The sequence below is a fragment of the Gemmiger sp. genome (assembly GCF_036306485.1).
Classification (GTDB): Bacteria; Bacillota; Clostridia; order Oscillospirales; family Ruminococcaceae; genus Gemmiger.
Genome location: NZ_JAXJZK010000040.1, coordinates 40,691 through 52,025, shown reverse-complemented (window position 1 = coordinate 52,025; position 11,335 = coordinate 40,691). Strand labels below are relative to the sequence as shown.

Genomic DNA, 11,335 nt, shown 5'->3' with positions numbered 1-11,335 from the left:
TCGACAAGACCAACGAGGCTGCTGTTAAGAAAATGATGCCCTACGGTGGCTAATCACTAAGACATTTAAAGGTCAGTTACTACCAGTTACAGACAAAGGAGATATAAAACATGGCTCGTATTAAAGGCGCTACCATGACGCACAAGCGTCGTGCTAAGACTCTCAAGCTCGCAAAGGGTTACTACGGTGCTAAGTCCAAGCACTTCCGCATGGCCAAGCAGGCCGTTATGAAGAGCGGCAACTACGCTTTCGTCGGCCGTAAGCAGAAGAAGCGCCAGTTCCGCAACCTGTGGATCACCCGCATCAACAACGCCGTTCGTGCCCAGGGCATGAACTACTCCACCTTCATGAACGGCCTGAAGAAGGCCGGCGTCGAGCTGAACCGCAAGATGCTCAGCGAGATGGCCATTCACGATCCCGCCAGCTTCAACGCGCTGGTCGAGACTGCCAAGAAGGCGCTGTAAGAACAATCCAACCAAGACGTACGCGCCCCCTGCGCGTGCGTCATTTTTGTTTGCAGGGACGTTGGAGGGACCATGGAAGCGATCACAAGCCGCGAAAACGCCAAAATCAAATATGCCTGCCGCCTGCGCGAGGAGGAAAAACTCCGCGCGGCCGACGGGCTGTTCTTTGCCGAAGGCCCCAAGCTCTGCCTGGAACTGGCCCGGGGCTGTGAGCTGCGCACCCTCTACGCCACGGCCGCGGCGCTGGCCCGCACGCCGGCGCTGTCCCGCTTTGCCGACCGCACCGTCGAGGTCGCGCCCCATGTGGCCGAAAAGCTGGCCGGCACCCGCAGCAGCCAGGATGTCTTCGGCATCTTTGTGCAGCCCGTCACCGACGCCGACGCGCTGCTCGGCACCGCCCGGCGGGTCCTGGCCCTCGAGGGCGTGCAGGACCCCGGCAACGTCGGCACGCTGCTGCGCAGCGCCGCCGCCTTCGGGTTCGACGCGGTGCTGCTCGGCCCGGGCTGTGCGGCCCCCTTCGCCCCCAAGACGCTGCGCGCCTCGATGGGCGCGGCCGGGCGCCTGCCCTTCGCCGCCGTGCGGGACCTGCCTGCGGCGCTCACCGCGCTGCGCAGCCGGGGCGTCGTATGCCTGGCCGCCGCACTCTACCATTCCGAACCCCTCGACACCGCGCCCCGGGCCTATCCCGGCGGGCTGTGCGTGGTCATCGGCAGCGAGGGCCGCGGCCTCACCGATCCGACGGTGGCGGCCTGCGACCGGGCCGTGCGCATCCCCATGACCGACCTGGTGGAAAGCCTGAACGCCGGTGTGGCGGGCAGTGTCTTGCTTTGGCACTTCAGAGGTGTATAATAAGGTATGGACAGGATCTATTACTGGCTGTGGCTGGCCGAAGGCCTCGGCCCCGGATGCCGCGGCACCGGCCGGCTGCTCGCGCAGTGGCCGGACCCCCGCCGGCTCTATGAGTACCTCGCGGCGGGGGGCGCGGTGCCCCGCGGCATCACGCCGCGTGCCGCCCAGACGCTGCACGCCGTCCGCCCGGAATATCTGGCCGGGCGCGTCCAATACTGCGCATCGTCGGGCATTGCCATCCTCACGCCGGACAGCCCCGACTATCCCCGCCGCCTGCTGGACCTGCCGGACCTGCCGCTGATCCTCTACGCGACGGGCAATACCGCCTGCCTCAACGGCCGGCGCTATGTCGGCATGGTGGGCACCCGGCGCCCCACGGCCTACGGCAGCCATGCCTGCCGGGACCTCTCGGCCGAGCTGGCCCGCCAGGGCATCGTCATTGTCAGCGGTCTGGCCGACGGTCTGGACGGGGAGGGACACCGCGCCGCCGTCCGGGAGGGCGCCTGCACGGTGGCCTTCCTCGGCACCGCGATCAACCACACCTACCCGGCCGTCAACCGGGAGCTGCGCAGCGAGATGGAACGCCTGGGCGGCGCAGTCCTCAGCGAGTACCCGCCGGACTATCCGGGCCGGATGACCGGCACCTTCCTGGCGCGCAACCGGCTCATTGCCGGACTCAGCGAGGTGCTCTGCGTGGCGGAAGCCCGGATGCGCAGCGGCACCCTCAACACGGTCGGCCATGCCGAGCAGTACGGCCGGCCGGTGCTGGCCGTGCCGGGCAGCATCTACAGTCCGTCCAGTGCGGGCACCAACGAACTGCTGCGCACCGGACGCGCCGGGGTCCTCTGCCGCGCCGCCGATGTGCTGGCACGGCTCGGGATGCCCTGCGACGACGCCCGGCCGCCCCGTGCGCCGCGCGAAACCCCGCCTTCCGGCCTGAGCCGGGAGGCCCGGACCGTTCTGACGGGCCTCGGCCCGCAGCCCCTGACCCCCGGCGAGCTGGCCGCGGCCACGGCCCTGCCGGTGCAGACCGTCCTGGCCGCGCTGACCGAACTGGAACTCAACGATGCCGCCGTTGCCCATCCCGGCGGACGGTATACGGCGGTCGAATAAACGAAAGATGGAGCAGCTTATGCCAGAGCAAACCACGAACGGCGCGGCGGAGACTTCCGTCCGCGCTCCCGAAGCGCCCAAACCCCGCACTTCGGGCAAAAAGTCCGCGGCCGACAAGCCCGCGGCAAAGAAAACCGCAGCCAAAAAATCTGCGGCCAGCAAGCCTGCGGCCAAAAAGACCGCCGGCAAAAAGAAGAGCACGGCGGGAACCGGCAAACTGGTGATTGTGGAATCGCCCGCCAAAGCCAAAACGATTGGAAAATACCTGGGCCGGGGCTATACCGTCACGGCCAGTATGGGGCATATCCGCGACCTGCCCGCCTCGTCGCTGGGCATTGACATCGAAAACGGCTACACCCCGAAATATATCACGATCAAAGGCAAGAACGCGCTGGTCAAGGAACTCAAGGCGGAGGCCAAGAAGGCCGAGGCCGTCTACCTGGCGACCGACCCCGACCGCGAGGGCGAGGCCATCAGCTGGCATCTGGCCAACGTGCTGGGCCTGGACCCCGCGGCCCCCAACCGGGTGACCTTTGACGAGATCACCAAAAAAGGCATCCAGGAGGGCATGGCCCATCCGCGTGCCATTGATATGGATCTGTTCAATGCCCAGCAGGCCCGGCGCGAGCTGGATCGCCTGGTGGGCTACAAGCTCAGCCCGTTTTTGTGGCACAAGGTCCGCAAGGGTCTGTCGGCCGGACGGGTGCAGAGCGTCGCGGTGCGGATCATCCGCGACCGCGAACTCGAGATTGAGCGGTTCCGGCCCGAGGAATACTGGAACATCGACGCGAACCTGCATCCCCAGAACAGCAGCGCCGCCTTCAGCGCCCGGCTCACGGCGACCGCCGACGGCACCAAGCTGGCCGTCAAGACCAAGGAGCAGGCGGACACCATCCTCGCCGCGCTGGACGGCAAGAGCTACACCGTCGCCAAGGTGGACAAGGGCCAGCGCCGCCGTCAGCCGCCGCCGCCCTTCATCACCTCGACGCTGCAGCAGGACGCCAGCCGCGCACTCGGCTTTGCGGCCACCCGCACGATGCGCGCGGCCCAGCGCCTCTACGAAGGCATGGAGGTCGCGGGGTACGGCCAGATCGGTCTGATCACCTATATGCGTACCGACAGCCTGCGCATCGCCGACGAGGCCGCCGCCGCTGCCAAGACCTTCATCGAAAAGAACTGGGGCGCGCCCTACGTCTGCCCCAAAAAGCGGGTCTGGAAATCCCGCTCCGCCACCGCCGCCCAGGATGCCCACGAAGCGATCCGCCCCTCGATGCCCGACCTGACCCCCGAGCAGGCGGAGCGCAGCATCAGCGGCGACGAGGCCAAGCTCTACCGCCTGATCTGGAGCCGGTTCATGGCTTCTCAGATGGCGGACTGCGTGATGGACACCGTCTCGGCGACGGTCCGGGCGGGGGACTACCTGTTCCGCGCCTCGGGCTTCCATGTGACCTTTGAGGGCTTCACGGCGCTGTATGAGGAGTCCACCGACGACAAACAGAAGAAGGAAACCGCCCTGCCGCCCCTCGAGGAAGGCCAGACGCTGGTGCTGGGCAAACTGTCGGCCGAGCAGAAATTCACCCAGCCGCCGCCCTACTACACCGAGGCCGCGCTGATCCATGCGCTGGAGGAGAACGGCATCGGCCGTCCGTCCACCTATGCGCCGATCATCACGACGATCGTGGACCGCGGCTATGTCGAGAAGGACCAGAAGAAACTGCGCACCACCCCGCTGGGCCAGGCCGTCAACCAGGTCATGCTCGAACAGTTCCCCGACATCGTGGACCCGACGTTCAGCGCCGAGATGGAGAAAAAGCTCGACGTCGTCGAGGCCGGCAAGGCCGACTGGGTCCAGACCGTCGATGAATTCTACCGCGGCTTTGCCAAGAGCCTCGAAAATGCCGAGAAGAACATGGAGGGCAAGCGCGTCAAGGTCGAGGACATCCCCACCGACGAGATCTGCGAAAAATGCGGCCGCCCCATGGTCATCAAGAGCGGGCGGTACGGCAAGTTCGTGGCCTGTTCGGGCTTCCCGGAATGCCGCAACGCGCACCCCATCGTCAAGGATACCGGCGGCCTCTGCCCGCTGTGCGGCGGCCATATGCTGCTGCGCAAGAGCGCCCGCGGCCGCATCTACTACGGATGCAGCAACTATCCCGACTGCAAGTTCATGACCTGGGACGAACCCGTGACCGAAACCTGCCCCAACTGCGGCAAGACCTTGTTCAAACGCCGCGGCCAGCTGTACTGCGCCGGCGAGGGCTGCGGGTATGTCCGCAATGTGGAGAAAAAATAATGCCAATCCAAATCATCGGCGCCGGCCTGGCCGGGAGCGAGGCCGCTCTCTGGCTGGCCGACCACGGCGTGCAGGTCGAGCTCTTTGAGCAGAAGCCTGTGCGGTTTTCCCCCGCGCACAAAAGCGAAAACTTTGCCGAGCTGATCTGCTCGAACTCCCTCAAGGCGGAGCGCCCCGACTCGGCCTCCGGCCTGCTCAAGCTGGAAATGCGGCAGATGGGCTCCCATCTGCTCACCGCGGCCGAGACCGCCCGCGTGGCGGCGGGCGGCGCGCTGGCCGTGGACCGGGATGTCTTTTCCGCCGCCGTCACCCGGATGGTGGAACAGCACCCCGGCATCACGGTCATCCGGCGCGAAGTCACCGAGCTGCCCCAGGACCGCCCGGTCCTCGTGGCCTCCGGCCCGCTGACCGAGGGCGGACTCGCCGACGCCATCGCCGCGCTGACCGGCTCCCACCGGCTCAGCTTCTATGACGCCGTCGCGCCCATCGTCACCGCCGAAAGCCTCGACACCGACCGCATCTTCGCGGCGTCCCGCTACGGCCGCGGTGAGGCGGATTACCTCAACTGTCCATTCAACAAAATGGAATATGAGGCATTTTATAACGAATTGTTGAATGCCGAGCGGGCGCCCCTGCATGACTTTGACGGCAACCTGACGGTCTACGAGGGCTGCATGCCCATCGAGGTCATGGCGGCCCGCGGGGCGGACACGATGCGCTACGGACCGCTGCGCCCGGTGGGGCTGCGCGACCCGCGCACCGGCCATCGCCCCTGGGCGAACGTCCAGCTCCGGGCCGAGAACACCGCCCGCACGCTGTACAATCTGGTGGGATTCCAGACCAACCTGCGGTGGGGCGAGCAGAAGCGGGTCTTTTCGATGATTCCGGGGCTTGCACACGCCGAGTTTGTGCGCTACGGCGTCATGCACCGCAACACCTTCCTGGAAAGCCCCGCCGTGCTGACCCCGCAGCTCTGCCTGAAAGAGCATCCCAACGTGTTTTTCGCCGGTCAGATCACCGGCTTTGAGGGCTATATGGAGAGCGCGGCCAGCGGACTGCTGGCGGCGCGCAGCCTGTATGCCCGGCTCAACGGCCGGACATGGGCGCCGCCCCCGGCCTGCACGATGTGCGGCGCGCTGGTGAACTACATCACCACCCCCAACAAGGACTTCCAGCCCATGGGCGCCAACATGGGCATCCTGCCCCGGGACGAGGCGATCAACGCCATCCGGGACAAACGGGAACGGTACCTGGCGCTTTCGCAGACAGCACAGGCGGCCATGCAGAGCTGGGCCGCCGAGACAGAGTGAGGATAACTAAGGATGATCAAAATTCTTCTGGACGCCATGGGCGGCGACAACGCCCCCAACGCCACGCTGCAGGGCGCGGCGGATGCCATGCGGGAGTTCGGCGACGGCATGACGATCGCCCTGCTGGGCGACGAGGCCCGGCTGCGCAGCGCCGCGCAGGAGCTGGGCATTGACCTGACGCCCTTTGAACTGATCCCCTGCACCGAGGAGATCACGATGCACGACGACCCCGTCAAGGCGGTGCGCCACAAAAAGGATTCCGGCCTGGTCAAGGGTCTGACGATGCTCAAGAACGGCGAGGCCGACGCCTTTGTGTCGGCCGGCTCCACCGGTGCGCTGCATGTGGGCGCCAGCCTGATCGTGCGGACCATCAAGGGGGTCAAGCGCCCGGCGCTGGCCACCTGCATGCCCGGCAAAAAGCAGCCCTATCTGCTGCTGGACTGCGGCGCGAACGCCGAGTGCCGTGCCGAGATGCTCAACGCCTTCGGCACGATGGGCAGCGTCTATATGCAGAGCGTCATGGGCCGCCCCGACCCGGCGGTGGCGCTGGTCAACAACGGCGCCGAGGAGACCAAGGGCACCCCGCTCTACCGCGAAGCCCACGGCCTGCTGCGCGCCAACCCCTCCATCCGGTTTGTGGGCAACATCGAGCCGCGGGACATCATGGCCGGCGAGGTGGATGTCGTGGTCTGCGACGGCTTTGTGGGCAACGTCGTGCTCAAGCTCACCGAGGGCGTGGCCACCACGCTGCTCGAGATGCTCAAGGACATCTTCCTGAAGAACCTCATCACCAAGCTGTGCTTCCTGGGGGTCCACAGCGGACTGCGCGACCTCAAACACAGGATGGACTCCGAGGAGATCGGCGGCGCACCGCTGCTGGGCACGGCCCGGCCGGTCATCAAGGCCCATGGCTCCTCCAAGGCCAAAGGCATCAAGAACGCAATCCGCCAGGCAAAGCTCTGCGTGCAGAATGACCTGTGCGGTACCATGCAGACGGCGCTGGCCCGGCTCGGCCAGCAAAAGGAGGGCGTATGACAGGCCGCAATCCCGCAGAACTCGAAGACAAGCTGCACTATCATTTCAAGGACCGTGAGCTGCTCATCACCGCGCTGACCCACAGCTCCTACGCCAACGAGGCCAAGACCCCCACCAAGTACAACGAACGCCTGGAATTCCTGGGCGACAGCGTCCTCTCGGTCGTCGTGGCAAACTATCTGTTCCACCACTCCTCCCGCCCCGAGGGCGAGCTCTCCCGGATGCGGGCCTCGCTGGTCAGCGAGGAGGCGCTGTTCCTCTTTGCGCAGGAGATCGACCTGGGCGCCTATCTGCGCCTGGGCCACGGCGAGGAACTCGGCGGGGGCCGCGAGCGCCCCAGCGTGGTCTCGGACGCTTTCGAGGCCACCATCGCCGCCCTGTTCCTGGACGGCGGCATCGAGGCGGCCCGCAACTTCATCCTGCCCTTCATCACCGAGGGCAAGACCGCCGAGGAGGACTACAAGACCGCGTTGCAGGAACTCATCCAGCAGCACCCCGAACAGAGCCTGCGCTATGCCGTGACCGGCGAATCCGGCCCCGCGCATCAGAAATGTTTCAGCGTCACGGTCTCGCTGGACGGCAAACCGCTCGCCCAGGGCAGCGGCCGCTCCAAAAAGGCCGCCGAACAGCAGGCCGCCAAGGCCGCGCTGCAAAAGCTCGGACAGGCGTAAGGCGGCACCCACCAAGAGGTAACTATGCGCTTAAAAGAACTGGAAATCCAGGGATTCAAGTCCTTTCCGGATAAAACCAAAATCACCATCGGCGCCGGCATCACCGGCGTGGTCGGCCCCAACGGGTCGGGCAAAAGCAATATCTCGGACGCCATCCGCTGGGTCCTGGGCGAAACCAGCTCCAAACAGCTGCGCGGCGCCGGCAAGATGGAGGATGTCATCTTCGGCGGCACCCAGACCCGCGGCGCCATGGGTTATGCCTCGGTCTCGCTGACCATCGACAACACCGACCACGGCCTGCAGATGGACGCCGACGAGGTCACCATCGGCCGCCGCTACTACCGCAGCGGCGAAAGTGAATACACCATCAACGGCCAGAGCGTCCGCCTCAAGGATGTCTATGAGCTGCTGCTCGACACCGGTCTGGGCCGGGACGGCTACGCCATCGTCAGCCAGGGCCGCGTCGCCGAGATCGTGGGCGCCAAATCCACCGAGCGGCGGGAAATCTTTGAGGAAGCCTCCGGCATCGCCAAGTACCGCTACCGCAAGAACGAGGCGGAGCGCCGCCTGACGGCCGCCGAGGGCAACCTCGAACGGCTGCGCGACATCCTCGGCGAACTGGAAAAGCGGGTCGGGCCGCTGCGCCGCGACAGCGAGAAGGCCCAGCAGTTCCTCGAACTGTCGGCCACCCGCAAAAGCCTGGAAATCACCCTCTGGGTGGACTCCATCCGCCGTGCCCAGGACACCGTCCGCGACCAGCAGCGCAAGTATGAGGCCGCCGAGGCGGACTACAACCGGATCTCCCGCCAGCTCGACGAGTTCGACGAGCGCACCGAGGCCCTGCGCGCCGAGGCCAGCCGCCTGACGCTGCGCGTCGAGGAGGCCAACGCCGAAATCCGGCGCATCACCGAGGAGAACGCCGGCAGCGAGAGCAGCCTGGCCGTTCTGAAAAACGAGAATGAACACGCGGCCCGCCAGATCGCCGACGCCGAAGCCGAGCTCAAACGGGCCGGCGAGGGCGCCAAGGGCATCGAGGAGGAGGCCGAGAGCCACCGCGCCGAGACCGCCCGCCTCGAGCAGGCCATCCGGGAACTGGATGACCAGGCCGCCGTGCTGCGCAGCGACCTCAATGCGCTGGAGCAGCAGGCATTGCAGAGCGGCGAACGCAGCGAGATTGTCAGCGCCGCCCTGGCCCGGATGCAGCAGAACATCACGGCGCTGCAGGTCCGGTCGGCCAGCCTGGCCAGCACGGCCCAGGCGGACCGCACCCGGCTGGACGCCCTCAAGACCCAGCGGACCGCCGCCGCGGACGCCGAGGCCAAACTCACCGCGGAGCGGGATGCCGCCGCGTCCCGCCTGACCGAGTGCGAGGAGGCCGTGACCCGCTGCGACAACATCAAATCCGGCCTCAGACTCAAGCTGGAATCCCGCCGCCGCCAGCAGGAAGCCGCCGCCGCGGCACTGCAGCAGGCCGACCGGGACAAGTCCAACACGGCCCAGCGCATCCGCATCCTCGAAGATCTCGAGCGCAACATGGACGGCTACCAGCAGAGCGTCAAGGCCGTCATGCGGGCCGCCGCCGGCGGCCGGCTGCGCGGCATCATCGGGCCGGTGGCCGGCATCCTGACCGTCCGCAAGGGGTACGAGACCGCCATCGAGACCGCCCTCGGCTTTGCGCTGCAGAACATCGTTGTCGAGGATCAGGGCTGTGCCCGCGCCGCCATCACCTTCCTCAAGGAGGAACGGGCCGGCCGTGCCACCTTCCTGCCGCTCGATACCATGCAGGGCAGCCGGTTCCAGGGGCGGCTGACCGGCACCGCCGAGGTCGCCGCCGATCTGGTCGAGGCCGATCCGCGGTACCACGCCATCGTGGAAAACCTGCTGGGCCGCATCATCGTGGTGGAGGACCTGACCGAGGCCTCCGCCGTGGCCCGCAACCTCGGCTACCGCAACCGCATTGTCACCCTGGACGGCCAGGTCATCAATGCGGGCGGCTCCTTCACGGGCGGCTCGACGGCGCGCAGCGTCGGCGTGTTCAGCCGCAAACAGGAGCTGGAAGAACTGCGCGGCAAGCTCAAGAAACTCGAGGAGCGCCGCGCCGCCGCCGAGCGGGAGGTTGCCGCCCGCAAGGCCGAGACCGACAACCTGGCCGCCCAGCTGGCCGGCGCCGAGAGCGAGAGCATGAACGCGGCCTCCGACCGGATCAAGGCCGGCATGGAGCTGGACCGCCTGAACAGCGCCCTCGAGGAGGCCAGGACGGCCGCCGCGGGCCGCAGCAAGGAGATCGAAACGCTGGAAGCCGGCCTGCGGGACAACGCGGCAGCGGCTGCCCAGGCCGAGGGCGCCCGCCGCCAGGCCGAGGAGCAGTGCGAGGGCTACCGCCACGAGCTGGAAACCCTCGGCGAATCCACCGGCGAACTGACCCGCCGGCGGGAGGAACTGACCACCCGGCTTTCGGACAACCGGATGCAGCGGGTGACCGACGAGAAGGACATGAGCCTGCACGCCGCCGCCCTTGAAACCCTCAAGAGCCGTACCGGCGAGGCGGAAGCCCGGGTGCGGGAACTGCAGGCCGCCGCCGATGCGGCCCGGGCGCAGATGCAGGCCAACGACCTGCGCGCCGCCGAGATCGAGCGCACCCGGGAGGAAAACCGCGGCCGCATCACCGCCGCGGAACAGAGCATCCGCGAGGCCAACGAGGCCCGGCTCCGCAAGGAGGCCGAGGTCAGCAAGCTGGCCCAGGACAACCGCGCGCTCAACGATGAGCGGGAGCGGATGAGCGGCGAGATGGCCCGCCTGGCCGAGCGCCGCACCGCCGCCGAGAACGAACTGAATACCACGGCCGCCAAGCTGTGGGAGGAATACCAGCTGGCCGAGAGCGAGGCGCAGAAACTCTGCGTCGAGTTCTCCTCGGTCACCGAACTGCGCCGCCAGGTCACCGAGATCCGCGGCAAGATCCGCGCGCTGGGCAATGTCAACGTGGGCGCCATCGACGAGTACAAGGAAGTGCGGCAGCGCTACGATTTCCTCAAGGCCCAGGTCACCGACGTGGAGAAATCCAAGGCCGAGCTGACCCGGATGATCCGCGAGCTCTCCGACGAGATGCAGCAGATGTTCTCGGCCAGTTTCCGGGACATCAACCGCCATTTCGGTCAGATCTTCCGCGAACTGTTCGGCGGCGGCACGGCCCGGCTCTACCTGTCCGACGAGTCCAACGTGCTGGAATCCGGCATCGAAATCCAGGTCTCGCCCCCCGGCAAGGTCATCAAGAACCTGTCGGCCCTGTCGGGCGGCGAGCAGGCGCTGGTGGCCATCAGCATCTACTTTGCCATCCTGGCCGTCAACCCCGCGCCCTTCTGCATCCTTGACGAGATCGAAGCCGCCCTCGACGATGTCAACGTGACGCGCTACGCACAGTATCTGCGCCGCATGACCGACCACACCCAGTTCATCGTCATCACCCACCGCCGCGGCACCATGGAGGCCGCCGACGTGCTGTACGGCGTGACGATGCAGGAGGACGGCGTCTCCAAGATCCTGCGCCTGGACCTCGAGAACGTGACCGCTGACCTGATCAGCTGAACCCACCAAGGGAGAGAT

8 protein-coding genes are annotated in these 11,335 nt (G+C 66.8%); all 8 read left to right on the top strand.

Going from position 1 to position 11,335, the window contains the following annotated elements; translation table 11 throughout:
• Window positions 1–110: 110 nt before the first annotated feature.
• The 8 genes from rplT (at window position 111) to smc (ending at window position 11,317) form a co-directional block, all read left to right on the top strand.
• On the top strand, window positions 111–464 hold the full coding sequence (rplT, locus tag U0L91_RS08270; protein ID WP_078783376.1) for a 50S ribosomal protein L20: 354 nt from the start codon (window positions 111–113) through the stop codon (window positions 462–464).
• A gap of 72 nt (window positions 465–536) precedes the next feature.
• The gene (locus U0L91_RS08265; RefSeq protein ID WP_330045985.1) at window positions 537–1,313 is read left to right on the top strand and encodes a TrmH family RNA methyltransferase; all 777 of its coding nucleotides are present in this window, start codon (window positions 537–539) and stop codon (window positions 1,311–1,313) included.
• Between the two features lie 6 nt (window positions 1,314–1,319).
• Window positions 1,320–2,426 carry a DNA-processing protein DprA gene (dprA, locus tag U0L91_RS08260; protein WP_330045984.1) on the top strand — a complete coding sequence of 369 codons (1,107 nt, stop codon included), beginning with the start codon at window positions 1,320–1,322 and terminating at the stop codon, window positions 2,424–2,426.
• Between the two features lie 19 nt (window positions 2,427–2,445).
• Window positions 2,446–4,719: a type I DNA topoisomerase gene (gene topA / locus U0L91_RS08255; protein ID WP_330045982.1), complete on the top strand. Its 2,274-nt coding sequence runs from the start codon at window positions 2,446–2,448 to the stop codon at window positions 4,717–4,719.
• Window positions 4,719–6,029: a methylenetetrahydrofolate--tRNA-(uracil(54)-C(5))-methyltransferase (FADH(2)-oxidizing) TrmFO gene (gene trmFO, locus U0L91_RS08250; protein WP_330045981.1), complete on the top strand. Its 1,311-nt coding sequence runs from the start codon at window positions 4,719–4,721 to the stop codon at window positions 6,027–6,029. The genes topA and trmFO overlap by 1 nt, the downstream gene beginning before the upstream one ends.
• Before the next feature lie 12 nt (window positions 6,030–6,041).
• A complete protein-coding gene (gene plsX, locus U0L91_RS08245; RefSeq protein ID WP_330045979.1) occupies window positions 6,042–7,064 on the top strand; it encodes a phosphate acyltransferase PlsX in 1,023 nt (340 codons plus the stop codon).
• Complete coding sequence (rnc, locus tag U0L91_RS08240; protein ID WP_330045977.1) at window positions 7,061–7,735, top strand: ribonuclease III; 675 nt, start codon at window positions 7,061–7,063, stop codon at window positions 7,733–7,735. Before plsX ends, rnc begins: the two co-directional genes overlap by 4 nt.
• 24 nt (window positions 7,736–7,759) lie before the next feature.
• Window positions 7,760–11,317: a chromosome segregation protein SMC gene (gene smc, locus U0L91_RS08235; RefSeq protein ID WP_330045975.1), complete on the top strand. Its 3,558-nt coding sequence runs from the start codon at window positions 7,760–7,762 to the stop codon at window positions 11,315–11,317.
• The last annotated feature ends 18 nt before the right edge of the window (window positions 11,318–11,335 follow it).

Excerpts from the sequence above, each read along its gene's own strand:
- plsX (WP_330045979.1), top strand. The coding sequence starts at position 6,042 with ATGATCAAAATTCTTCTGGACGCCATGGGCGGCGACAACGCCCCCAAC.
- rplT (WP_078783376.1), top strand. The coding sequence starts at position 111 with ATGGCTCGTATTAAAGGCGCTACCATGACGCACAAGCGTCGTGCTAAG.
- trmFO (WP_330045981.1), top strand. The coding sequence starts at position 4,719 with ATGCCAATCCAAATCATCGGCGCCGGCCTGGCCGGGAGCGAGGCCGCT.
- rnc (WP_330045977.1), top strand. The coding sequence starts at position 7,061 with ATGACAGGCCGCAATCCCGCAGAACTCGAAGACAAGCTGCACTATCAT.
- smc (WP_330045975.1), top strand. The coding sequence starts at position 7,760 with ATGCGCTTAAAAGAACTGGAAATCCAGGGATTCAAGTCCTTTCCGGAT.
- topA (WP_330045982.1), top strand. The coding sequence starts at position 2,446 with ATGCCAGAGCAAACCACGAACGGCGCGGCGGAGACTTCCGTCCGCGCT.
- U0L91_RS08265 (WP_330045985.1), top strand. The coding sequence starts at position 537 with ATGGAAGCGATCACAAGCCGCGAAAACGCCAAAATCAAATATGCCTGC.
- dprA (WP_330045984.1), top strand. The coding sequence starts at position 1,320 with ATGGACAGGATCTATTACTGGCTGTGGCTGGCCGAAGGCCTCGGCCCC.